At 44.1% G+C, this 24,312-nt stretch carries 20 protein-coding genes; 17 read left to right on the top strand and 3 right to left on the bottom strand.

What is annotated here, in order from left to right; genetic code table 11:
• Nucleotides 1-2 precede the first annotated feature (2 nt).
• From fdx to der, 17 genes are all read left to right on the top strand, one after another.
• On the top strand, nucleotides 3-338 hold the full coding sequence (gene fdx / locus NXS07_RS08785; RefSeq protein WP_038186905.1) for an ISC system 2Fe-2S type ferredoxin: 336 nt from the start codon (nucleotides 3-5) through the stop codon (nucleotides 336-338).
• A 14-nt stretch (nucleotides 339-352) separates the two neighbouring features.
• Nucleotides 353-547, top strand: coding sequence for a Fe-S cluster assembly protein IscX (gene iscX / locus NXS07_RS08780; RefSeq protein WP_038192317.1), 195 nt, complete (start codon nucleotides 353-355; stop codon nucleotides 545-547).
• Nucleotides 548-704: 157 nt separating this feature from the next.
• A complete protein-coding gene (pepB, locus tag NXS07_RS08775) occupies nucleotides 705-2,015 on the top strand; it encodes an aminopeptidase PepB (protein WP_438818385.1) in 1,311 nt (436 codons plus the stop codon).
• Between the two features lie 124 nt (nucleotides 2,016-2,139).
• Nucleotides 2,140-2,571, top strand: a complete 432-nt coding sequence (locus NXS07_RS08770; RefSeq protein WP_258086561.1) for an enhanced serine sensitivity protein SseB C-terminal domain-containing protein — start codon at nucleotides 2,140-2,142, stop codon at nucleotides 2,569-2,571.
• Nucleotides 2,572-2,709: 138 nt separating this feature from the next.
• On the top strand, nucleotides 2,710-7,770 hold the full coding sequence (locus NXS07_RS08765) for an alpha-2-macroglobulin family protein (protein WP_258086560.1): 5,061 nt from the start codon (nucleotides 2,710-2,712) through the stop codon (nucleotides 7,768-7,770).
• A 57-nt stretch (nucleotides 7,771-7,827) separates the two neighbouring features.
• Entirely contained in the window at nucleotides 7,828-10,164 is a 2,337-nt protein-coding gene (pbpC, locus tag NXS07_RS08760) for a peptidoglycan glycosyltransferase PbpC (RefSeq protein WP_258086559.1), read from the top strand.
• 171 nt (nucleotides 10,165-10,335) lie between these two features.
• Nucleotides 10,336-10,899 carry a DUF2975 domain-containing protein gene (locus NXS07_RS08755; protein WP_038208400.1) on the top strand — a complete coding sequence of 188 codons (564 nt, stop codon included), beginning with the start codon at nucleotides 10,336-10,338 and terminating at the stop codon, nucleotides 10,897-10,899.
• A gap of 8 nt (nucleotides 10,900-10,907) precedes the next feature.
• Nucleotides 10,908-11,114: a helix-turn-helix domain-containing protein gene (locus NXS07_RS08750; RefSeq protein ID WP_012989405.1), complete on the top strand. Its 207-nt coding sequence runs from the start codon at nucleotides 10,908-10,910 to the stop codon at nucleotides 11,112-11,114.
• A gap of 787 nt (nucleotides 11,115-11,901) precedes the next feature.
• Complete coding sequence (gene ndk / locus NXS07_RS08745) at nucleotides 11,902-12,330, top strand: nucleoside-diphosphate kinase (protein ID WP_038186895.1); 429 nt, start codon at nucleotides 11,902-11,904, stop codon at nucleotides 12,328-12,330.
• A 207-nt stretch (nucleotides 12,331-12,537) separates the two neighbouring features.
• Nucleotides 12,538-13,716, top strand: a complete 1,179-nt coding sequence (gene rlmN, locus NXS07_RS08740; protein WP_258086558.1) for a dual-specificity RNA methyltransferase RlmN — start codon at nucleotides 12,538-12,540, stop codon at nucleotides 13,714-13,716.
• A 72-nt stretch (nucleotides 13,717-13,788) separates the two neighbouring features.
• On the top strand, nucleotides 13,789-14,199 hold the full coding sequence (locus NXS07_RS08735; RefSeq protein WP_038192305.1) for a tetratricopeptide repeat protein: 411 nt from the start codon (nucleotides 13,789-13,791) through the stop codon (nucleotides 14,197-14,199).
• Nucleotides 14,200-14,313: 114 nt separating this feature from the next.
• Nucleotides 14,314-15,285, top strand: coding sequence for a cytoskeleton protein RodZ (gene rodZ, locus NXS07_RS08730; protein WP_258086557.1), 972 nt, complete (start codon nucleotides 14,314-14,316; stop codon nucleotides 15,283-15,285).
• Between the two features lie 135 nt (nucleotides 15,286-15,420).
• A complete protein-coding gene (ispG, locus tag NXS07_RS08725) occupies nucleotides 15,421-16,542 on the top strand; it encodes a flavodoxin-dependent (E)-4-hydroxy-3-methylbut-2-enyl-diphosphate synthase (protein WP_258086556.1) in 1,122 nt (373 codons plus the stop codon).
• A gap of 120 nt (nucleotides 16,543-16,662) precedes the next feature.
• Nucleotides 16,663-17,940, top strand: coding sequence for a histidine--tRNA ligase (gene hisS / locus NXS07_RS08720; protein ID WP_046336572.1), 1,278 nt, complete (start codon nucleotides 16,663-16,665; stop codon nucleotides 17,938-17,940).
• Between the two features lie 11 nt (nucleotides 17,941-17,951).
• Complete coding sequence (locus tag NXS07_RS08715; protein ID WP_258086555.1) at nucleotides 17,952-18,572, top strand: YfgM family protein; 621 nt, start codon at nucleotides 17,952-17,954, stop codon at nucleotides 18,570-18,572.
• Between the two features lie 14 nt (nucleotides 18,573-18,586).
• Nucleotides 18,587-19,759 carry an outer membrane protein assembly factor BamB gene (gene bamB / locus NXS07_RS08710; protein WP_258086554.1) on the top strand — a complete coding sequence of 391 codons (1,173 nt, stop codon included), beginning with the start codon at nucleotides 18,587-18,589 and terminating at the stop codon, nucleotides 19,757-19,759.
• 157 nt (nucleotides 19,760-19,916) lie between these two features.
• The gene (gene der / locus NXS07_RS08705) at nucleotides 19,917-21,407 is read left to right on the top strand and encodes a ribosome biogenesis GTPase Der (protein ID WP_038208414.1); all 1,491 of its coding nucleotides are present in this window, start codon (nucleotides 19,917-19,919) and stop codon (nucleotides 21,405-21,407) included.
• A 227-nt stretch (nucleotides 21,408-21,634) separates the two neighbouring features.
• On the opposite strand, the gene NXS07_RS08700 is transcribed toward der, so the two are convergent.
• From NXS07_RS08700 to hemF, 3 genes are all read right to left on the bottom strand, one after another.
• Nucleotides 21,635-21,832 (bottom strand): protealysin propeptide domain-containing protein, encoded by a 198-nt coding sequence (locus NXS07_RS08700; RefSeq protein ID WP_258086553.1) that lies wholly within the window; start codon nucleotides 21,830-21,832, stop codon nucleotides 21,635-21,637.
• Between the two features lie 290 nt (nucleotides 21,833-22,122).
• Nucleotides 22,123-23,190: a M4 family metallopeptidase gene (locus tag NXS07_RS08695; protein ID WP_038195465.1), complete on the bottom strand. Its 1,068-nt coding sequence runs from the start codon at nucleotides 23,188-23,190 to the stop codon at nucleotides 22,123-22,125.
• Between the two features lie 201 nt (nucleotides 23,191-23,391).
• On the bottom strand, nucleotides 23,392-24,300 hold the full coding sequence (hemF, locus tag NXS07_RS08690; protein WP_238125628.1) for an oxygen-dependent coproporphyrinogen oxidase: 909 nt from the start codon (nucleotides 24,298-24,300) through the stop codon (nucleotides 23,392-23,394).
• Nucleotides 24,301-24,312 lie beyond the last annotated feature (12 nt).

Genomic DNA, 24,312 nt, shown 5'->3' with positions numbered 1-24,312 from the left:
TTATGCCTAAAATTGTATTTTTACCTCATAACGAACTTTGCCCTGAAGGTGCAGTATTGGAAGCCAAAGAAGGCGAATCGATTCTGGATGTTGCACTGCGCAATGGTATCGAAATTGAACATGCCTGTGAAAAATCCTGTGCGTGTACCACTTGTCACTGCATTGTCAGAGAGGGCTTTGACTCACTAAAGGAAAGCACTGAGTTGGAAGATGATATGCTGGATAAGGCATGGGGGCTGGAGCCAGAAAGCCGTTTGAGTTGTCAGGCCAAAGTCACTGATGAGGATTTGATTGTTGAAATCCCTAAATACTCCATTAACCACGCGCGCGAGCACTGATAGGAGAATGGAAAATGAAATGGGCTGACAGTCGTGACATTGGTGAAGCACTGTATGATAAATTTCCGGATGTAGACCCCAAAACGGTGCGTTTCACCGATTTGCACCAGTGGGTTTGTGAACTGGATGGTTTTGATGACGATCCGCAGAAATCCAACGAAAAAATCCTAGAAGCTATCTTGCTGGTTTGGTTGGATGAATTTGAGTAGTCAAATGAAGTGTGAAAAAAACAGCACAAGTTCACCTATCATTGCTCAATAGCTTGGCATAATCTGCATTTAATGGAAAACTGGCAATCGCCAGTTTTTTTACATTAATAAACCCTTACTGTGAAAACAGTGAAAATAAGATAAGAAGTGAGAAAAAATGACAAAGCAAGCTATATCAAAGCAAATCATGCCGATAACACTGTCTTATGAGCCAGCTAACGCTTGCTGGGGTGAAAAAGCGCTAATTAGTTCAAGTGAGCAGGGAATTACCATCCATTTGGAAGGTAATGGTAAATCCGGAGCGATCCAACGTGCTGGACGTAAAATTAATGGGCAGGGTATCCACAACGTCGCTTTGACAGGTGAAGGTTGGGATCTGGAAAAAAGCTGGGCATTCTGGCAAGGACTTCGTGGCTCAAAGGGGCTGCGTACCATTGAATGGCCACAATTACCTGCGGCAGACAAACAAGAACTGGATAATAGAATCAAATTCGTTGATTGGGTGCGAGATACCATCAACATGCCGGCAGAAGAATTAGGGCCAGAGCAACTTACTCAGCGAGCGATTGACTTACTGAATGGTGTAGCGGGTGATGCCATTAGTTATCGCATCATAAAAGGCAACGATCTGCGTGAGCAGGGTTATGTTGGGGTGCATACCGTTGGCCGTGGTTCTTCCCGTGATCCGGTTTTTCTGGCGTTGGATTTCAATCCGACAAAAGAGAAAAACGCCCCCGTATTTGCCTGTCTGGTGGGTAAAGGTATCACCTTCGATTCAGGGGGTTACAGCCTGAAACCGTCTAATTCCATGGATTCCATGAAATCAGACATGGGCGGCTCTGCAACATTGACGGGCGCATTGGCACTGGCGATCAGCCGGGGCTTAGAGCAGCGGGTCAAATTATTCTTGTGTATTGCGGACAATATGGTGAGCAGTAACGCCTTCAAGTTGGGTGACATCATTCGTTATCGCAATGGTAAAACCGTTGAGGTAATGAATACTGACGCGGAAGGGCGTTTGGTACTGGCTGATGGCTTGATTGATGCCAGTGCGGAAAAAGCACCACTTATCATTGATGCAGCAACCTTAACCGGTGCGGCGAAAATGGCGGTAGGTAACGATTACCACTCTGTATTCAGTTTTGATGATCAATTGGCAGCAGACTTGCTGGCAGCGGCTGATGCTGAAAATGAATTGTTCTGGCGTCTGCCATTGGCTGAATTCCATCGTAGCCAACTGCCATCCAATTTTGCTGACCTGAATAATATTGCTTCTCCTTCTCATACCGCAGGCGCAAGTACAGCAGCGGCTTTCTTGTCTCATTTTGTGGAAAACTACAAAAAAGGCTGGGTACATATTGACTGTTCAGCAACTTACCGCAAATCGGCTGTTGAGCAGTGGGCGGCGGGTGCAACAGGGTATGGTGTGCGCACAATTGCTAATCTATTGCTGGCTAAAGCAAAATAAACAGCGATACCCAATAGATTTAAGATTACCTTTCTTCATAGTCTCCCTTAAAAAGGGGGAGACTATGATTGAACCTTTCAATAGCCTTTAACTTCAATTCAAATATCACTGTTCGGAGATTTTCATGAGCTTGTCAAATGGGTCCGTTGCCACCGAAATGGAGGTTTCCAGTGGAAGTCGCATTACCCTCAGCCAGCCAAAGGAACAACCAAGCCAGCTTATTGACGCCTTGAGTGGTTTATTTAAGCAGCATAAACCTGTGCGGCGGGCTTTTCTGGTCATGGCTCACGATAAAAGTCTGGATGAGAAACCCAATCTATTAATTGGGTTGGAATTGAGTGACGCACCGACAGACAATGAGATCAATGCGCTCATTCAAGAAGCCGGGGAAGCGGCCTGTGAATACCTTACGGAAGATGAATCGGTAGATTTTTGTCTGCTCAATGAAAACGAAAGGGGCATTAGTCATTATCTGATTCAGCATACTCAGCCTTTCTACCAGCGAAAATTAGGAAGCTGGCTGCGCGATACCATTCCTGTTGTTAATCGGGAATAAATGCAGGAAGAATTTTGTTCTAGATGAAAATTCCGTTATTTTTTCTGCGCTTTGGTTATGCGAAATAGGAAGTATCATAATAACTATCTATAAAAAATAATATTTCTAAATATCCGGCAAACTACAAGGGTTATGGTTATGTCTCAACGTCAATTTTGGCAATGGTCGGCAAGGAAAAAGCGATATCTTGCGGTCATGCTTGCCACGTTATTTACGCTATTCGCGCTGCCTGGATGCGATCAATCCGAAAATCCTGCGAAAGAAAACACAGAAGAACGACAGGCATCATTGTCTAAGAGTAGTGATACTGCCAATAGTCATGCAAAATCGGCAGCGACATCGCCCGAGAAGAAACAAGCCACGGCAAAAAAACAGGAACCCCCATCGTCAGCACAGCGCTATGCGGGTAAAGACGTCACGATCCGGGATGCATCAGATCTACAATTGGATGGCGCCAGTGCGATGGTTGTGACATTTTCCGTTCCTTTAGACCCTAATCAAGATTTTTCACAAAAAATACATCTGGTTGATGTGAAATCGGGGAAATTAGAGGGTGCATGGGAACTGTCCAATAACCAGATGGAGCTTAGACTCCGTCATTTACCGCCTGCCCGTGAATTGCAGCTAACCGTGGATGAAGGCGTGAAGGGTATAAATGAACGCCAATTGGCAACAGCATATGAGAAAAAATTCAAGACTGCTCCAATTACACCAACTGTTGGTTTTGCCAGCAAAGGGCTGCTTTTGCCAAGCAAAGCAGCAGAAGGCCTGCCTGTTCTGGTGCTCAATGTTGACAGTGTAGATGTAAATTTTTTCCGTATAAAAGATGAGGCTCTGCCGTTATTCATTGCTGATTGGCAATATAGCAACAACATGAATTACTGGAATTCCAGCGAATTACTGAAAAATACTGAGTTAGTCTACACTGGCCGCTTCGACCTTAATCCTACTGCTAATACTCGTGAAAAATTATTGCTGCCATTAAGTGACATCAAAGAGCTGCAAAGAGAGGGTGTTTATCTGGCAGTCATGCAGCAGGCAGGAAAATATACCTATAGTAATCCGAGCACTCTGTTTACCCTGAGTGACATTGGTGTTTCGATGCACAGTTATCTGAATAGGGTAGATGTATTCACTCAGTCATTGGAGAAAGGTTCCAGTCTGAAAGGTGTTGAAATTCGTCTGCTGGATGCAAAGGGGCAACTTCTGTCAAAAGCCACGACAGATAGTGATGGACATGCCACACTGGAAAAAAATGCTAAGGCAAAATTATTGCTGGCGATCCAGGGTGGGCTAACCAGCATGATAGACCTGACATCTCCTGCGCTTGATCTGTCTGAATTTGATATCGGCGGCCCACAGGGTTATAGCAAGCAATTCTTTGTATTTGGCTCAAGGGATCTTTACCGTCCCGGAGAAATGTTGATTGTCAATGGCTTACTGCGTGATGCGGATGGCCGTCCGCTTAAGCCACAACCCGTCAAGGTTGATATATTGAAAACGGATAATCAGGTCGTTCGCAGTTTTGTCTGGCAACCTGAAAATGAACTGTACCAATACCGTTACCCGATCCCCCGCGAGGCTGAAACGGGGATATGGTCACTGCGATTCGATTTAGGTGATAACACCCCGCGTTATTACAAATTCCACGTCGAAGATTTCATGCCTGAACGCATGGCACTGGAAATTAAAGGTGCATCTAATAATCAGTCAGTGCTGAAGAATGAAAACGTTAATTTCGCTATAACAGGTCGTTACCTATATGGTGCGCCTGCTGCTGATAATCGCCTGCAAGGGCAACTATTTCTGCGTCCTGCCCGTGATGCAGTGGCAAAATTACCGGGATATGAATTTGGTTCTTCAAAAGAAGAGGGTTTGAGCCGAACATTGGACGAATTTGATTTCACGCTGAATGCCGAGGGAAAGGCCAATCTTTCAGTCAGTGAGGATGAATGGAAACAGGTGACATCCCCCGTGAAAGTTATCGTTCAGGCCAGTCTGCTTGAATCCGGTGGACGTCCGGTGACGCGCCGTGCTGAGCAGGCGGTGTGGCCAGCCGAAAAACTGGCTGGTGTACGCCCACTTTTCAATAAGAAATCTATTTACAACTACCGAACAGGGCGTGATGAAAACCGCTATAACGTCGATGAAGATTCATTGGCAGAGTTTGAAGTGGTTTATGCGGATGCCAGCGGTAAAAAATATGCCACGAACGATTTAAGAACCCGTCTGATATATGAGCGCCGGGATTATTATTGGCGTTGGTCAGACAGTACTGGCTGGGATTCAGGGTATGACCAGAAAGATTTAGTCATGGCTGATAACACTATTCAAATTGCGGAAAATGGCACAGCCAAAGTCAGTTTCCCTGTTGAATGGGGTTCTTATCGCATTGAAGTGGTGAATCCAGAAAATCAGCTCGTTACCAGCCTGAATTTCTGGGCAGGTTATTCATGGCAGGATAATACCGGAGGTACAGGTGCCATTCGTCCGGATCAGGTCAAGATGTCATTAGATAAACCCGCGTATAAACCGGGTGATAAAGTGAAATTGCACATGGTTGCACCACAGGAAGGTAAAGGTTATTTGCTGGTGGAATCCAGTGATGGCCCACTGTGGTGGCAGGAAATTGATGTACCGGAAAAAGGTCTGGATATTGATGTACCAATCAATCAGGAATGGGCTCGTCATGATTTGTATCTGACCGCAGTTATCGTGCGTCCAGGGGATAAATCCCGTCAGGCCACGCCGAAACGGGCGATTGGGGTATTACACTTGCCGCTTATGGATGAAGAGCGCAAACTGAATCTGACCTTGAATGCCCCTGATAAGATGCGTCCAAATCAGGATCTCACCGTTAAAATCAAAGCGACTTCTCAGCAGGGGCAAAAACTGCCTAAACAAGTTTATGTCCTGCTTTCTGCCGTAGATTCTGGCGTTCTGAGCATTACTGATTTTAAAACCCCCGACCCTTATGACGCTTTCTTTGGGCGTAAGCGTTACAGTGTTGATCAGTATGATGTTTATGGCCATCTGATTGAAGCCGAAGGGCGTAAGGCGAATTTGCGTTTTGGGGGAGATGGTGATGAAAATGCACTCGATAGAGGCGGTAAAAAGCCTCTGACGGAAGTAAAAATCATCGCAGAACAGGCTAAACCGATTACTCTGGATGCTAATGGGGAAGGGGAAATTACCTTACCTATTCCTGATTTCAACGGTGAGCTCAGACTGATGGCTCAGGCGTGGGGTGGTGAGGAATTTGGTCACAGTGAACGCAAAATCATCGTGGCTGCTCCCGTTATTACTCAGATGTCATTACCTCGCTTCATGGCAGGTGGCGATCAATCCCAATTGGCGCTGGATCTTACCAATCTGACTGAACAGCCGCAGGTTCTTACCGTGAATTTCGAGGCGAAGGGGCTGATCAAATTACAAGACCCGATAAGCAAAAAAATCATTCTGGAGACAGGAAAGCGAACCACCATTCAAATTCCGGTCAAGGCTGATTATGGATTTGGACAAGGAGAAGTTTTCCTGACCATCGATGGATTGAACTTGCCCGATGAAAAGCTGAAACAGTACCAAAATAGCTGGAAAATTGGCGTTCGTCCGGCGCACCCGGCCAAGACCATTCAGTTTGCAGATGTGATTCACCAAGGGAAAAACTGGCAATTACCGCAGACAGCCACTGCTGGTCTGGTACTGGATACCCTAGAGGGACAATTATTGCTGACCAGTCGGCCGCCACTGCAAATCGCACGTTATATCCGCGAATTGTATGCTTATCCCTATGGCTGTTTGGAGCAAACAGTCAGCGGGCTTTATCCATCACTCTATTCCAATGAAGCTGAGTTGAAAAAACTGGGCATCGATACGCAAACTGATGAAAAACGTCGGTCTGCCATTGATGCAGGTATTACCCATCTGCTGAGTATGCAGCGTCATGATGGTGCTTTCTCTCTATGGAACCGTAATGGCGATGAAGAGTTTTGGTTGACCGCCTATGCGACAGATTTCCTGTTCCGCGCAACTCAACAAGGTTACCGCGTTCCTGCTGATGCCCTGAAGTCGGCCAATAGTCGCCTGCTACGCTACTTACAGGATAAAAGTGTCATTACTGATCGTTACAGTGGTTCCCGCATCGAAACACAATTTTCTGTGCAGGCCTATGCGGGTTTGGTCTTGGCAAGTCAGCAAAAAGCGCCGTTGAGCGGTCTGAGACAGCTTTATGAACGCCATCAACAGGCAGGAAATGGTTTATCTCTGGTTCAGTTGGGCATTGCACTGAAAATGATGGGGGATAATACCCGTAGTAATGAGGCTGTTCGTTTAGGGGTTAATAAGGCACGCCAATCTGGCTATGGATTAGGTGATTATGGCAGTACAATTCGTGATAACGCATTGATTGTTTCTCTACTGACGGAGAACAAAATGTTGCAGAAAGAGCGTGATGAAAAGCTGCTCGACTTATCCAATGAATTGTCAACTCGCCATTACTTCTCGACACAGGAAAGTAATTCGCTTTATCTGGCGGGGCGTTACTTTATTGACGCTTCTGAACAATCTTGGAAGGCTGCGATTAATCAGCAAATGCCACCCCTTAACCGTGATAGTGCATTGACTGAAACATTGACAGCAAAACAGATCCTAGAAGGCATCGATATCAGCAATCGTGGTGATAGCACATTGTATTCGCGTCTGAATGTGGTGGGATATCCATTGGCCACCCCGGAACCTTCCTCAAATGTTTTGAAAATTAAGCGTACTTATCTTGACTTGGAGGGTCACTATTTCCCTACCGAGCGTATGAGAAGTGGTGAAATGGTGATTGTGAAACTTGAGGTTGATGCGACACAGTCAGTGCCGGATGCATTAGTTGTGGATCTACTGCCGGCAGGGTTGGAAATTGAGAATCAGAATCTGGCAAGTAGCAGTGCCAGCTTGAGCGAAAGTGCTACGGGGTTGCAGGATATTGTCGAAGGCATGCAACAGGCGAATATTCGTCACATAGAATACCGCGATGATCGTTTTGTCGCTGCTGTTGCCGTCCAGCCTCACCAGACCGTGACACTGTTGTATCTTGCTCGTGCGGTTGCGCCGGGTGTCTATCAGGTACCCGCACCACAGGTCGAATCCATGTATGTTCCTCACTGGCGTGCCGTGGGTGAAACAAACGAAAAACTGGAAGTTGTCCGCTAATCACTACCCGCCCCTATCCTTAGTGATAGGGGCTGTTCCCTTTCGGATACGGTTTTAATGAGAAGATTGTCTTCCCGCATTTACCTGATTGCGTTGGCTATTTTATTCACACTCTTTGCGGCAGTGTGGCTGGCAGATAAAATCTGGCCGCTGCCATTGCATAATGTCAAAATGGCGCGTGTTGTGGTGGGAGAAGATGGCTCGCCACTGTGGCGTTTTGCCGACAATGAGGGGATCTGGCGTTATCCTGTCACTTTAGAACAGGTTTCTCCTGAATATATTCAGGCATTGCTGACCTACGAAGATCGCTGGTTTTACAAACATCCGGGTATCAATCCTGTTTCTTTGCTGAGGGCGGCATGGCAGGACATCCGCGCAGGAAAAATTGTGTCGGGGGGCAGCACAATCTCCATGCAAGTGGCTCGATTGATTGATCCACATCCGCGCACCTTCACCGGAAAATTCAGGCAGATTTGGCGCACGTTGCAACTTGAATGGCATTACTCAAAAGATCAAATTTTGGAGATGTACCTGAACCGTGCACCATTCGGTGGTACGTTGCAGGGGGTTGGAGCAGCAAGCTGGGCATATCTGGGCAAGCCGCCGTCAGAACTTTCGCCGGGTGAATCGGCATTATTGGCAGTATTACCACAAGCTCCCAGTCGCTTAAGGCCAGATCGCTACCCAGAACGTGCGCAGGCTGCTCGAGACAAAGTATTACAGCGACTGAAGCAATACAATGTCTGGCCAGCGGAAAACGTCGCTGATATCAAAGAAGAAAATGTATGGCTGGCTCCTCGTCAGGTTCCTCACCTTGCGCCTTTACTGGCAAGGCGAGTGGCAAACGGAAACCCGCAGGAAGTGATCCAGACAACCATTGATACAGGCTTACAGCGCCAACTGGAGGATATGGTTCTCAATTGGAAATACCAACTGGCGGACAAAACATCGATTGGGGTGCTGGTTGTTGATCATACGGATATGGCCGTTAAGGCCTATATTGGTTCGGTAGATCTTCAGGATGACAGTCGTTTTGGGCATGTGGATATGATAAGCGCATGGCGTTCACCGGGCTCCACGCTCAAACCTTTTTTATATGCCATGGCGCTGGATGATGGATTGATTCACGGAGAATCCTTATTGCAGGATGTTCCCCGCCGTTTTAATGATTACCGTCCGGGAAATTTTGACAGTGATTTTAATGGGCCTGTCAGTGCCAGTGAAGCGCTGACGCGGTCGTTGAATTTGCCAGCGGTACAACTTCTTGAATCTTATGGTGCTAAACGGTTCACCGCTAATTTGCGTAATGTAGGAATGGTACTGCGTTTCCCGCTTGGCAGTGAGCCGAACTTATCGCTTATTTTGGGAGGAACGGCGGCTCGGATGGATGAACTGGTATCTGTTTACAGCGCTTTCGCCCGTCAGGGGAAAGTTTCGCCGTTGCGTTTTACACCACAGCAGAGAATTCGTGACAGACAATTATTCTCAGCAGGGGCAGCTTGGATTGTCAGGAGGATCATGGCAGGTGAAGGACGACCAAAACCTGATGATAGCCTGTCTGCCGAAGTCCCTTTGGCGTGGAAAACAGGTACGAGTTACGGTTATCGCGATGCATGGGCGATTGGCCTGAATGCCCGTTACACCATAGGCGTGTGGGTCGGCAGGCCAGATGGCACGCCCGTAGTAGGGCAATTTGGCTATGCTACGGCGATCCCCATTATGAACCAGATCAACGGGCTGTTAATGGAAAATTTACGCTATAGCTCACAGCGTATTCCTGTCGATCCGCGACCGATAAGTGTCAGTCAGGCGACCATTTGCTGGCCGAGCGGGACAATGCTGACTAAAGAAATAATAGCTAAAGACATCAGCAATTGCCGTCAGCGTCGCTTAAGCTGGATTTTGGATAATACAATCCCGCCAACGCTGTCTGCCATTGGGCAGGAAGGGACTTCGGGTATTAACGAACGGATATGGATAGATAAAAATGGTCTACGTGTTGCTTCTGATTGTCCTGATGCCCGGCCTGAAACCGTAGCTTTGTGGCCGATTACTCTGGAAGCATGGCTACCGGCAAAAGAACGTCGGTCGAATCGGTTGCCACCGATTAATCCCCAATGTCCTCCTCTGAAAACGGATGAGGCTCCCTTACTCATTGTGGGAGTTCGCGAAGGGGATATTCTGAAACGCCTTCCGGGCAAAAATACGCTGGACTTACGGATAACAACGCAGGGGGGTAGCGGTCAGCAGTGGTGGTTTTTGAATGGTGAACAAGTTTCTGTGACAAAAAATAACCAGTCGTGGGTAAAAACCTTATCACAACCAGGGAAATACCAGCTTAGTGTTTTAGATTTGAGTGGGCAGATCAGCGCAATCAATTTTGTTTTTAAGTGATTAATGGTGTGTTTGTGACCTTGATTAAAGGCATATTTTGTTTTTAAAACAAGGTGTTAACCATATCCTTTACATCCCAATATTTTATTTTTATCGTAAAACAATAAAAAATTATTGTTTTACGATAATTTAAAGCTATAATTTGATCACGCTTAATAATGGATCATAAACATGATGCACTCTTCAAAACTTACAAGAATGACGGCTCTCAGTCTGGTGATATCTAAATTATCATTATTGATTATCATCATATTGATAGTAATTAATATTTATAGCTGGCTGGAGCCAAAGTTAATATTAGAGAAATATGGGTTAGGATTTTCGTTGACAAATAGAATATTATTGCATTTTAGTGAGAATACTCTTAGCCCGTGGAAACTGACCAGTGGAATATTTATATCGACAATCCCATTATTGTTTTTGGGAGGGAGCCTCTGGGCTTTTCATCAGTTATTCGGCAATTATCGGAAGGGTGATTATTTTTCCAAGAATACGGTGAAATATTTGGAATATGCAGGTTGGGGGGTCATCATCTGGGCTATGTTAGATATTCTTTTTGAACCTTTATTAACTGTTTGGTTCACTATGGGAGCGCCAGCGGGTCAGCACTTTTTCTCATTGAGTCTAAGCCCTAGCCATCTTGTTGCTATTTTTATTTCGGTTTGCCTGGCTGTCATTTCGCGTATTCTTTACCAAGCATGTGATATCTATGACGAAAATAAGAGTATTATATAGGAGATACTGTGGCAATTTATATCACTCTAGATGTGCTCATGGCAAAACGAAAGGTTAAATCTAAAGAATTAGCACAAGCCATTGGTATTACTGAACAAAATCTTTCTTTACTGAAAACGGGAAAAATTAAAGGGATTCGATTTTCCACTCTTGATGCCATCTGCCAATATTTAGATTGTCAGCCTGGGGATATATTGGAATCCAAAGATGATTAATCAGTAAATCATGTCGGTGGTTCTATTAATTTAAATAGTGAGGAAAAAAGATGAAAATTTTTTCATATTTTTTATTGCTGGGGCTATTTTATATTCCTGTTTCTTTTGCAGATACATCAGCAAAAGGTGTTGATAATAAAATGTAGAATAAACAATCAGGTAATCAAGGAGCGTTGAGAAAATGTACACACCTATTGCCTGAATGACATAAATATACCATTAGCATTATTGGTATATCCGATAAGACAACAAAAGAGGTCAATAAGCAGTTCAAAGGGGAATTTAAACTCTCTAGTGGAAGTAAAAAGCCACTGGATAAGAAAAGAAATGAAGAGATTAAACCTTTTATTCAATGCGTAACAGAGACTGTTCTGTAATTGGAACTGCATTAAAACGCCGAATCAATGATCTTGATCAGAATGCCTATTTGGGATTTCATCGCCTGAATAGGCATTATTTTATAGAATTAACCAGGCAGGATGGTACGAATTGGCAGAAAGTAAGTGATCTCCAATGTTCTGGATTAGTGTAAAAAACAGCTTAACTCGCTTTGTCTTAAAGTGTCTGTATAGTAAAAATGTGATTTATGCTAAAAAATGATAATTTTGGCTAAGAAAGTTTTAATAAAATGTTATGTTTTTTGTAGGCAAGCAGAAAGTCTCCTCCTATAATCAACGCCTATTTTTATTCCTGTCAGGTACAGGATAAATTTCGTCTCCCTGTTTTAGCAAAGGGAGAATAAAAAATTAAAATGAATCATCGCTGAAAGTGCCAAAGAGGTTATCCAATGACGATTGAACGTACTTTTTCCATTATTAAGCCTAATGCTGTGAAGAAAGATGCTATCGGTTCCATCTATGCCCGTTTTGAAAGTGCAGGGTTTAAAATCATCGCAGCCAAAATGCTGCATTTAACACGTGAGCAGGCTGAAGGTTTTTACGCTGAGCACAAAGGCCGTCCTTTCTTTGATGGTCTGGTAGAATTTATGACTTCTGGCCCAATCGTGGTACAGGCTCTGGAAGGTGAAAATGCGGTTCAGCGTCATCGTGACCTGATGGGCGCTACCAATCCGGACAATGCCCTGGCAGGTACTCTGCGTGCGGACTATGCAGATAGTTTTACTGAAAATGCGGTTCACGGTTCAGACTCCATTGAATCTGCAAACCGTGAGATTGCTTATTTTTTCAGTGATGATGAAATCTTCCCCCGCCACTGATATTCAGTTACTCGTAGCATCTGAACAGTAAAGTTTGTACAATGTCGCGCCTCACTGATTTGACTTAGTGGGGCGTTTATTATTTTATCTCAATACTCAATTATCACTGCATATAGTGGTTATTGAATTGATAGTCACCGAATCAAAACTTAGTGCTGAAATTAAATCAGCACAGAGCCGAAAGTGTAACAACGAGGCGATGTAAAAATGTCCCAACTTAACGAAACCGTACAACCTTCAACTGCCGCTGTATCTGTCACTCCTGAAAAGAAAAACGGCAAAATCAATCTGCTTGATCTTAACCGTAAACAAATGCGTCAATTTTTTCTCGATATGGGAGAAAAACCGTTTCGTGCCGATCAGGTTATGAAATGGATGTACCACTATTGCTATGACGACTTTGAGCAGATGACCGATATCAATAAAGTGCTCAGGACGAAATTGCAGCAGGTGGCAGAAATCAAGGCACCTGAAGTGGCAGAAGAACAGCGTTCTGCGGATGGCACCATTAAATGGGCAATTACTGTTGGTGATCAACAGGTCGAAACGGTTTATATCCCAGAGGATGAGCGCGCGACATTGTGTGTTTCATCTCAGGTCGGATGTGCTTTAGAGTGTAAATTTTGTTCCACTGCCCAGCAGGGATTTAACCGTAACCTGCGGGTTTCTGAAATTATTGGTCAAGTCTGGCGTGCCGCTAAAATCATTGGTTCGCTGAAATCCAGTGGTCGCCGCCCAATCACCAATGTCGTCATGATGGGGATGGGAGAGCCATTGCTTAATTTAAACAATGTCGTGCCGGCCATGGAAATCATGATGGATGATTTCGGTTTTGGATTGTCAAAACGCCGCGTGACGTTGTCAACATCTGGCGTAGTGCCTGCATTGGACAAATTGGGCGATATGATTGATGTTGCACTGGCAATTTCCCTGCATGCACCTACCGATGATGTTCGTGACGAAATCGTACCGATTAACCGCAAGTACAATATCGAAGAATTTCTGGCGGGAGTGCGTCGCTATTTGGCAAAATCCAATGCCAATCAAGGGCGGGTTACGGTGGAATATGTGATGCTTGATCACGTCAATGACAGCGTGGAACAGGCACATCAATTGGCGGAATGCCTGAAAGATACACCAAGCAAAATCAACTTGATCCCATGGAACCCGTTCCCGGGGGCACCTTATGGGCGTAGCTCCAACAGCCGGATTGACCGTTTTTCGAAAGTCCTGATGGAATACGGTTTTACGACTATTGTGCGTAAAACGCGAGGGGATGATATTGATGCCGCATGTGGGCAGCTTGCTGGTGATGTTATTGATAGAACAAAACGGACACTGAAAAAACGTCTGGCAGGTGAACCAATTCAGGTAAAACCAGTCTAATTTGTTTGTATAATCGCGATTAATGGTTAAAAATCTGGTGAAGTTTAACATAACCTTATAAATGAAAACGGTATGATACGGAAATCAATAATTTGGTCTATAGTTTGTTTTGGCCTGATCACGGGTTGTGCGGAACGTTCCCCGCATCACGGTCATCAGGTCGTCGCAATAGATACTCGATTACAGCTAGGGAAAGCCTATTTAGCGGAGCGAAATTTATCGGCTGCCAAATATCATTTTCAAAAGGTTTTGCTGGCGAAACCTCGCCACCCAGAAGCGCATTTGGGTATGGCGCTGTATGAATATTATGCAGGTCAACCCAAAGCTGCCGATCAGCATTATAGAATGGCCATGCAGTATGCGGCAGGAAATGATACTGTAATACGTCATTATGCTGCTTTTCTCTGTGAACAAAAGCGGGATGAAGAGGCTAAAAAATTGGTCACGGGAAACAACACAAGTCACTACACTTGTGATAAATGATTTTCTGCGTTCGACGCAGTATGAAATGATTTCGCTGCACAAATTAAGTTGGATGTTCTATCAAATTAATTTGCGTAAATACTTTAACCTGAACAGTACCAGTGCCCTTAGCTAATGAAGACTGAAACTTACCCAGAAGAAGCTAATCTGACAACGGGTCAGATTCTGCGCCAGGCTCGTGAAAAACTTGAGCTTTCTCAGCAAACTGTGGCAGATCGTTTGTGTCTCAAACTGTCCACTGTTCGTGATATTGAAGAAGATAATACGCAGTCAAATATTGCCCTGACATTCTTACGTGGATATATTCGGGCTTATGCGAAACTTGTCCGAGTCCCTGAATCCGATATTTTAAGCACATTAAATAAACAAATGCCCGCTAAGGCTGGGAAAGTTTCCCCGATGCAAAGCTTTTCGTCAGGAAAAAAGCGGAAAAAACGTGATGGTTGGTTGATGAAAATAACGTGGGGCGTGCTCATTGTGCTGCTGGGAATGACTGGGTGGTGGTGGTGGCAGAATTACACCGCGCAGCAAAAAGACTTAGCTTCAATGACAACACAATCTGATGCTTATAACGCCCAGGCGCAAGGCGATGAAAGTGACTTGGGCACTTCAACAACAGATCTAGGTCAACTATCTGACCATGCTAAAGATGATAACTCAGTCGCGGCCGCTCAGGAAGAAACCTCTCCAGCGTTAGCAAATCCGGCAGCAAACAGCAATGCATCATCGCCGGGCAATCAATCGGTTGTAAATTCAGTACCAGCGACAACTAATACAGCACCAAATTCTGCTGTGAATACGTCATCGGCTGATGTGAATAATATCAGTACGGTTAACAGTGATGAACTGGTGATGAATTTTAAGGCAAGATGCTGGTTACAGATCACGGATGCCAATGGTAAGACTTTGTTCATGGGCACAAAAGATAAAGGCAGCAGTCTGAAACTTTCAGGTGCCTTGCCTTATAAGCTGAAAATTGGCGCACCTGCGGCGGTTGATATCCAGTTTCAGGGAAAAACCGTGGACATGACTCGTTTTGTCAAGGTGAACCGTATTGCCCAACTGAAACTGCCAGAAAATAATTAACTATTTTGGCAAATTGGCGAACATTTATAGGCGAATATTGAATAGAAATTCAAGTTCGCCTGTGTGTATTATTCACCACAGCATAGTTGTAATTTTTATAAACAAAATACAGGGATGTAGGGGAGTAATGTAAAAATGCATAATGAATCACCGATAAAAAGACGTAAATCCACACGTATTTATGTCGGTAATGTGCCCATTGGCGATGGCGCACCTATTGCGGTGCAATCAATGACGAACACACGGACAAATGATGTAGAAGCGACGGTCAGGCAGATTAAATCGCTGGAGCGTGTAGGTGTTGATATCGTCCGTGTTTCTGTTCCAACCATGGACGCTGCGGAAGCGTTCAAATCCATCAAACAGCAGGTCAATATTCCTCTCGTTGCTGATATTCATTTCGATTACCGTATCGCATTGAAAGTCGCAGAATATGGCGTTGACTGCCTGCGTATTAACCCCGGCAATATTGGCAATGAAGAACGCATCCGTCAGGTTGTGGATTGCGCTCGTCACTACAATATTCCCATTCGTATTGGGGTCAATGGTGGATCGTTGGAAAAGGATATACAGGAAAAGTACGGAGAACCAACACCAGAAGCCTTGGTTGAGTCGGCAATGCGGCATGTTGATATACTTGATAGCTTGAACTTTCATCAATTCAAGGTGAGCGTCAAGGCGTCAGATGTCTTTCTGGCTGTCGGTGCTTACCGTTTGCTGGCACAGAAAATCGATCAACCATTGCATTTGGGTATTACCGAAGCGGGGGGCGCTCGCGCAGGTGCGGTGAAATCCTCAATTGGTCTGGGTCTTCTGTTGTCTGAAGGGATTGGTGATACATTACGTATTTCGCTGGCGGCTGATCCGGTGGAAGAAGTTAAAGTCGGTTTTGATATCCTTAAGGCATTACGCATTCGCTCGCGGGGCATCAATTTCATTGCCTGCCCGACTTGCTCCCGTCAGGAATTTGACGTTATCGGCACCGTGAATGCGCTTGAACAGCGCCTTGAGGACTTGATTACGCCGATGGATGTTTCCATTATTGGCTGTGTCGTGAATGGTCCCGGGGAAGCAGAAGTTTCAACAATCGGCGTGACTGGTGCAAAAAATAAAAGCGGTTTTTATGAAGATGGCATCCGTCAGAAAGAGCGTTTTGACAATAATAATTTGATTGATCAACTTGAAACGAAGATCCGTGCCAAGGCCACGATCCTTGATGCTAGTAACCGGATTAACATCAATCAGCTTGATGAATAATATACCTGATACTGGCTCATGCTATCATGAGCCAGTATTGTTTCTGATTGCTGATTGAACCCCGCGAGCTTTCGCTTTTATAATCGACGCTATTGTAGAAATATTAATAAGAGATAAAACATGGCAAAAAATATCCCAGCTATTCGTGGCATGAACGATTGCCTTCCTGCTGAAACGGTCATCTGGCAACGTGTTGAGTCTACGGTTAAGCGTGTGTTGGCAGGCTATGGTTTCAGTGAAATCAGGACGCCGATTGTAGAGCAGACCCCGTTATTTAAACGCGCAATTGGTGAAGTTACCGATGTGGTCGAAAAAGAAATGTACACATTTGACGACCGCAATGGGGAAAGCCTGACCCTGCGCCCAGAAAATACCGCAGGTTGTGTCCGCGCTGGTATTCAGCATGGTCTGCTGTACAATCAGGAACAGCGCTTGTGGTACATTGGGCCAATGTTCCGCTACGAACGCCCACAAAAAGGCCGCTCCCGTCAATTCCATCAGTTGGGTGCTGAAGTTTTTGGCCTGCAAGGGCCGGATATTGACGCTGAAATGATTTTAATGACGGCTCGCTGGTGGCGTGAACTGGGCATCGCTGAACACGTTAGACTTGAATTAAATTCCATTGGTTCACTGGACGCCCGTGCGAATTACCGTGAAGCTTTGGTGGCGTTCCTTGAACAGCATAAAGAGAAGCTGGACGAAGACTGTCAGCGCCGTATGTATACCAACCCGCTGCGTGTACTGGATTCCAAAAATCCTGAAATTCAGGCTCTTCTTAACGATGCGCCGGCACTGTTTGACTATCTTGATACCGAATCAAAAGAACATTTTGATGGGTTGTGCCGGATTCTGGATAGCGCAGGTATCAAGTATCACCTCAACCAGCGTCTGGTTCGTGGCCTTGATTATTACAATCGTACTGTCTTTGAATGGGTAACTTCTGCATTGGGTGCACAGGGAACAGTCTGTGCGGGCGGTCGTTACGATGGCCTGGTTGAGCAATTAGGTGGGAAATCTACACCAGCAGTAGGCTTTGCAATGGGAATGGAGCGTATGGTTCTGTTAGTTCAGGAAGTCAATCCTGAGTTCGTTGCAGATCTGGCTGTTGCGGATGTTTATCTCTCCTCCTTTGGTGAAGGTAGCCAGCAGGCGGCATTGATTCTGGCGGAGCAGATCCGTGATGAATTGCCTGAATTACGCTTGATGACCAATCATGGTGGTGGCAACTTCAAGAAACAGTTGGGGCGTGCAGATAAGCATGGTGCCAAAGTTGCCCTGATCCTTGGAGAAGATGAAATTCGTGCAGGTAATATCACTGTGAAAGATTTACGTAATGGTGAACAAGAGACGTTGTCACAACAAGCGATTGCAGCACGTTTGAGCGAACTGTTAGGCTAAGGAGAGACTCTGTGGAAGTCTATACCACTGAAACTGAACAAATTGATGTGATAAAGCGTTTTTTTGCCAACAATGGTAAATATCTTGCTGTTGGCTTGGTGCTGGGCATTGGGGCGCTGGCTGGCTGGCATTACTGGCAGTCTCATCAGACAAACCAGTTGCAGGATACTGCGGCGACGTTTGAGAAATTGAATAAATCATTGGAATCGGGCTCGAAAGAAAGCGTTGTTGCCACAGAAAAATTCGCTAATGAAACGAATAATATCTATGGTGTCATGGCCGATGTGGATTTGGCAAAGCGTGCTGTTGAACAGAATGATTTGGCTCAGGCAGAAAAGCGCTTGCTGGCCGCCGCTGGCAAAGCCAAAGACGAGGATATGCAGGCTTTATCCAATATTCGTCTGGCTCGAGTTCAATTCGCAGAAGATAAAACGGATGCTGCACTGAAAACGCTGGAACAGGTCAAGGGGAAAGGTTGGCTGGTAGCCGTTGAGAACATTCGTGGTGATATTCTGACGAAAAAAGGGAATATTGCGGGTGCGCGTGCAGCCTATTCCAGGGGGCTGGAAGCCGATGGCTCACAGCCTTTGAAAAGTAGTATTCAAATTAAACTTAATAATTTATCCAGCTAAGGGAGCTAACTTTAATGCAACTGCGAAAAACACTCTTGGTTGGACTGGTTGCTTCTGTTCTGTTGGCTGGTTGTTCAAGCGAACAGGATACGCTAGCAATGTCACCGCTGCCGAAGGTTGAAAATCAATTTAATCCCCGTGTAATTTGGGATAAATCAGTCGGAAGCGGTGTTGGGCAATATTATTCTCACTTGTCACCTGTTTGGCAGGGTTCAACGGTTTATGTTGCTGATCGCACCGGTGTCGTTAAAGCATTTGAGGTAGATACGGGTAAAGAACTGTGGGCTACAGACCTGTCGGAAAAAGCAGGCTTTCTGTCATCCCGCTTGCCTGCATTGCTTTCTGGTGGTTTGACCGTATCAGGCGAGCGCCTGTATGTCGGTACAGAACAGGCAAAAGTCATCGCACTGGATACCACTAACGGTAAAGTTGAATGGGAATCAAGCGTTGCGGGTGAAGCGTTATCACGTCCCGTGGTGAGTGATGGCCTTGTGTTAATCCACACGGGTAACGGTCTGTTGCAGGCATTGAATGAAACCAATGGTTCCGCAGTCTGGTCAGTCAATATGGATACACCTTCATTGTCAGTCCGTGGTGAATCTGCTCCAGCCGTAGCCTATGGTGCTGCGATTGTCGGTGGTGATAATGGCCGTATTAGTGCGGTTCTGATGTCACAAGGGCAATTGATTTGGCAGCAGCGTATTGCTCAGATGACAGGTTCAACTGAAATCGGCCACCTGAATGATGTTGATATGACTCCGGTCATTTCTAATAATATTATTTATGCTATTGCTTATAATGGCAATTTGGTGGCAATGGATATGCGTTCCGGCCAGCTTATCTGGAAACGCGATATCGGTTCTGTGAATGAGATGGTTGTGACGGATGACCATATTTTCATTGTTGACCAAAACGACCGTATTCTGTCCCTGCGTAAAAGTGACGGGGTAACACTGTGGACGCAAAGCGATTTATTGCACCGTAACCTGACAGCACCGGAAATGTACAATGGCTATCTGGTTGTTGGTGATGCTGAAGGTTATCTGCATTGGTTAAATATGGCTGATGGTAAATTTGTGGCTCAGCATAAAGTTGATGGTTCTGGCTTGTTGAGTCGCCCGGTTGTTGCCGGAGATAAGCTGATGGTACAGGCGAAGGACGGTAAGGTTTACCTGTATACCCGCTAATTTCATCACGTGTTTTAACGCAACACGGAATAACACGGCTCCTGTGCTGACAGTAACAGGAGCCGTTTCGTCTTTTTAGTATCTGTTGTAGTGGAGCTTCGAGTGGATCACTTTCAGCAGGATATCGATTTACATCTAGTTATGAGGCATCAAAAAAATGATACCTGTTGTTGCGCTGGTTGGGCGCCCGAATGTCGGAAAATCCACCTTATTTAACCGTTTAACCCGAACCCGAGATGCGCTGGTAGCGGATTTCCCTGGTTTGACCCGTGATCGTAAATATGGACGGGCAGAAGTTGAAGGGCAGGAATTCATCATCATTGATACCGGTGGTATCGATGGTACGGAAGATGGCGTAGAAACGCATATGGCTGCACAATCTCTGATGGCAATTGAAGAAGCGGATATAGTCCTGTTTATGGTCGATGCCAGATCAGGAATGATGCCAGCCGATCACGGGATTGCAAAACATCTGCGTAGCCGTGAAAAAGCCACCTTTTTGGTAGCGAATAAAACCGATGGTATTGATACCGATACTGCTATCCCTGAATTCTACTCACTGGGGTTGGGGGATATATATTCCATCGCCGCTTCCCACGGCCGTGGTGTGACACAACTGATTGAGCATGTGTTGTTGCCATTCTCCGAAAAAGAGAAAACGGAAGAAGTTGAATTAACGGAAGAAGAAGCCAATGCAGCTTATTGGGCTGAGATAGAGCAGGCTGAATTGGAAGCTGCTGAAGAGGAAGAGAAGGAGGCAGCTTTTGATCCTACCACTTTACCGCTGAAATTGGCGATTGTTGGTCGTCCAAACGTGGGTAAATCCACATTGACCAACCGTATTCTGGGCGAAGAGCGAGTCGTTGTTTATGACATGCCGGGAACCACCCGAGACAGTATTTATATTCCAATGGAGCGTGATGGCCGCGAATATATCCTGATTGATACAGCGGGGGTTCGTAAACGTGGCAAAGTAACCGAAACGGTTGAGAAATTCTCTGTTATCAAAACGCTTAAGGCCATTGAAGATGCTAATGTTGTTTTGCTGATAGTTGATGCCCGTGAAGGGATTTCTGATCAGGATCTCTCTCTGCTCGGTTTTATTCTCAATAGTGGGCGCTCTCTGGTTATTGCGGTCAACAAGTGGGACGGCATGAGCCAGGAAGACAGAGATCACGTTAAGGATATGCTGGATTTGCGTCTCGGCTTTGTCGATTTTGCCCGTGTTCACTTTATTTCTGCACTGCATGGCAGTGGGGTTGGCAACTTATTTGACTCGATTCTGGAAGCTTACGAAAGTGCTACCCATCGCGTTAGTACTTCCATGTTGACTCGTATCATGCATATGGCAGAAGAAGATCATCAGCCGCCGATGATACGTGGACGCAGGGTCAAAATGAAATATGCCCACGCAGGGGGATATAACCCACCTATCGTGGTGATCCACGGCAATCAGGTGACAAATTTGCCTGATTCTTATAAACGTTACTTGATGAACTACTTCCGCCGCTCTTTAAAAGTCATGGGAACACCTATTCGCATTCAGTTTAAAGAAGGGTCTAACCCTTATGCAGATAAGAAAAATACCTTGACGGCTACACAGCTTCGTAAGCGTAAACGTTTAATGGCGCATTTGAAAAAGCGCTAAATATTAAAATAAATATGTATGAAATAAAGGGCTATTTTAGCCCTTTATTATTACTGGTTTAGTTAATTTTTTAACTATCTTATGAATTTATTTTTTGGTTCTTTGTAAGGTAATAAAATAATTTCATTACTATTGCCTGAATGAAAATTTATTATCATTTTTCAGCCAAAACTAATTCAATTTATTAATATGTAATGATTTCTATTATTGTAAATCGTCAAGTTTAGTTATCTTTTTTTACCAACTGATAAATTATTTTCCGGCTGTGAAACCTTTTCTTCTTTAGCTGAATTTTTCATTAGACTATTAACATGTTCTAACGTCCTTAGCGCACATTCCTTGTCATTTTCATCACAATTATTGGCAATATATTCCAGTAGATAGGGAGGAATGATATTGTACTTGTCTATTTTACGATTACGCATAATATTAGCCAGTTTGTATGTTGTTATGTGTATCTGCTTTAGGGTACTTAGATATTAGCTAAAATAATCGTGTTAGTCACTGGTAGAAATGTAAATTTATTATATTATTATATTTTTGATTAAAATCAATATATTAATGCAAATGCGGTATAAATCTAAAATGTATTGAGCTATGAATATAAGAAAGGGCTATTTTCAGCCCTTTCTTGTTTATTATAGGATTATCTTAATCTTACTCTGTTTAAGAATAATTGATATTGTATTAATGATTATATTGATGTTGGTGTTAATTATTTTGTTGGAATGATAACTCCAACTTTGCTCCAGCAATTATTCACGATATCTGAAACTTCTTTATCAAACAATTTTTCAGCGTTTTTAATGGTTAATTCTGCAAAATCATCAAAATTGGCATCTGAAGATAAACGTTCGTCGAGTAAAGTTTCATACCAGATTTTACCCGCCCGTTCCCATGAATAACCACCTAGTTCCACTGCCAGTAGATAAAAGGCTCTGTTAGGAATACCAGAATATATATGAACCCCACCATTGTCCTTTGTAAACGGTAGCTCTTTATATTGATCCATATGACCAACTTGTTTGTCCCCGGAAAAAGCCGTTCCCGGATTTACAAATGTACGTAAGGCAACATCCGGTTTATTGTCTGGATTAAAATTAGATCCAAGTAGCCCTTTTCCGATAAGCCAATCGGATTCACTGGCTTTTTGTTTATCGAAATACTGTTTTACCATAATGCCAAACACATCTGAAATGGATTCATTTAACGCGCCAGATTGATAAGCATAAAAAAGTCTTGCTTCACTCTCAATCACGCCATGCGTTAATTCATGAGCTATAACATCAATGGCAGAAGTGAAGCGATTGAAATATTTTCCACTTTTATCGCCATCGCCAAAAACCATCTGTTTTCTAGACCAAAATGCATTCATGTAGTTTTGGCCATAATGTACAGTTGCGACTAGCTTGATTCCTTTGTTATCGAGTGAATTACGGCCAAAAACTTTTTTGTAGAATTCATGGGTCTTACCGAGATACTCATAGGCTTCATTGACAGCAACATCCTCACTCTCAGGCATACCTTCGCGTCGCGCTACCCTATCACCTGGAAATATCTCTTCATGTTCTGCATCGTAGATAGTTCGATTTAATTCATCATCAAATTCTACATCATTTTCCTGTTGTAAGAGATCTTCTCCAATAGAGATATTCATTAAGTGATGAACATGATCTAATGTTTTTAATACATATTGATTAGAGCGCTCATCACAATCATTAGAGATATGTTCTAAAACAAATGGAGGGATTAAGCTATATCTGTTGATTTCATTATTTTTCATGATTATCCCCTTTATTATTAGATGTTGTGTTTGTGTTTTTTGGACACGTTTGAATACTAACTATAATAATTGAGTTAGTCACTAGGGTAAATATTGATTTTTTATGTCAGGGTATTGCCAATGAAAAATAATAAATTAAATTATTAGTGTCTGATATAGAACAGGAATACAGGCGTTATCCGATATTCCTGTTTTTAATTATCATACCCAATCTTTTTTTATTAGAAAGGAGGTATAAAGTTCAGCTTCTGGAGAGTTTTGCTCAGGAGAATGATTATATTCCCAGCGTACTAATGGCGGCATGGACATTAATATTGATTCAGTGCGTCCACCGCTTTGCAGGCCAAATAATGTTCCTCTGTCCCAAACTAAATTAAATTCAACGTAACGGCCACGGCGATATAATTGGAATTCTCTTTCACGTTCTCCCCAGTTTATATTTTTCCTTCTTTCTATAATAGGCAAATATGCGGCCAAAAAACCATTACCGACGGCTTGCGTAAAGTTAAAGCAAGTTTCAAAATCAGGGGTATTTAAATCGTCATAAAATAATCCACCAATTCCGCGTGGTTCATTACGGTGTTTTATAAAGAAATAATCATCACACCATTTCTTATAATCAGGATAAACATTGTCGCCAAAAGGTTGGCATAATGTTTTGGCGACGGTATGCCAATGAATGGCATCTTCGTTGAAGCCATAATAAGGAGTGAGATCAAAACCGCCGCCAAACCACCACACTGGTGCTTCACCTTCTTTTTCCGCAATAAAAAAGCGAACATTGGCATGACTGGTCGGAATATAGGGATTGAGTGGGTGGATAACAAGGGAAACGCCCATTGCTTGATAGCTACGACCCGCTAATTCAGGGCGGTGGGCGCTTGCTGATGGAGGAAGTGAAGCCCCAGTGATATGGGAGAAATTCACGCCAGCCTGTTCAAAAACGTTGCCTGCCTTTAATACGCGACTACGACCACCACCGCCTTCTTCCCTCTGCCAGCACTCTTCCATAAAATTGGAGTGACCATCAAGTCGCTCAAGTTGTTTGCAGATTTCATCCTGTAATGAGAGGAAAAAATCCTTAACTTGGGATATATTAGGTATATTCATTTCTGCTTTCAT

Source organism: Xenorhabdus bovienii (assembly GCF_024721015.1).
Lineage (GTDB): Bacteria > Pseudomonadota > Gammaproteobacteria > Enterobacterales > Enterobacteriaceae > Xenorhabdus > Xenorhabdus bovienii.
This window is presented reverse-complemented; position numbering and strand designations above follow the sequence as displayed.

Coding starts and splice junctions, on each gene's coding strand:
- pepB (WP_438818385.1), top strand. CDS start 705: ATGACAAAGCAAGCTATATCAAAGCAAATCATGCCGATAACACTGTCT.
- iscX (WP_038192317.1), top strand. CDS start 353: ATGAAATGGGCTGACAGTCGTGACATTGGTGAAGCACTGTATGATAAA.
- der (WP_038208414.1), top strand. CDS start 19,917: ATGATACCTGTTGTTGCGCTGGTTGGGCGCCCGAATGTCGGAAAATCC.
- NXS07_RS08755 (WP_038208400.1), top strand. CDS start 10,336: ATGATGCACTCTTCAAAACTTACAAGAATGACGGCTCTCAGTCTGGTG.
- NXS07_RS08735 (WP_038192305.1), top strand. CDS start 13,789: ATGATACGGAAATCAATAATTTGGTCTATAGTTTGTTTTGGCCTGATC.
- NXS07_RS08695 (WP_038195465.1), bottom strand. CDS start 23,190: ATGAAAAATAATGAAATCAACAGATATAGCTTAATCCCTCCATTTGTT.
- NXS07_RS08700 (WP_258086553.1), bottom strand. CDS start 21,832: ATGCGTAATCGTAAAATAGACAAGTACAATATCATTCCTCCCTATCTA.
- bamB (WP_258086554.1), top strand. CDS start 18,587: ATGCAACTGCGAAAAACACTCTTGGTTGGACTGGTTGCTTCTGTTCTG.
- rodZ (WP_258086557.1), top strand. CDS start 14,314: ATGAAGACTGAAACTTACCCAGAAGAAGCTAATCTGACAACGGGTCAG.
- hemF (WP_238125628.1), bottom strand. CDS start 24,300: ATGAATATACCTAATATATCCCAAGTTAAGGATTTTTTCCTCTCATTA.
- fdx (WP_038186905.1), top strand. CDS start 3: ATGCCTAAAATTGTATTTTTACCTCATAACGAACTTTGCCCTGAAGGT.
- ndk (WP_038186895.1), top strand. CDS start 11,902: ATGACGATTGAACGTACTTTTTCCATTATTAAGCCTAATGCTGTGAAG.
- ispG (WP_258086556.1), top strand. CDS start 15,421: ATGCATAATGAATCACCGATAAAAAGACGTAAATCCACACGTATTTAT.
- NXS07_RS08770 (WP_258086561.1), top strand. CDS start 2,140: ATGAGCTTGTCAAATGGGTCCGTTGCCACCGAAATGGAGGTTTCCAGT.
- pbpC (WP_258086559.1), top strand. CDS start 7,828: ATGAGAAGATTGTCTTCCCGCATTTACCTGATTGCGTTGGCTATTTTA.
- NXS07_RS08765 (WP_258086560.1), top strand. CDS start 2,710: ATGTCTCAACGTCAATTTTGGCAATGGTCGGCAAGGAAAAAGCGATAT.
- rlmN (WP_258086558.1), top strand. CDS start 12,538: ATGTCCCAACTTAACGAAACCGTACAACCTTCAACTGCCGCTGTATCT.
- hisS (WP_046336572.1), top strand. CDS start 16,663: ATGGCAAAAAATATCCCAGCTATTCGTGGCATGAACGATTGCCTTCCT.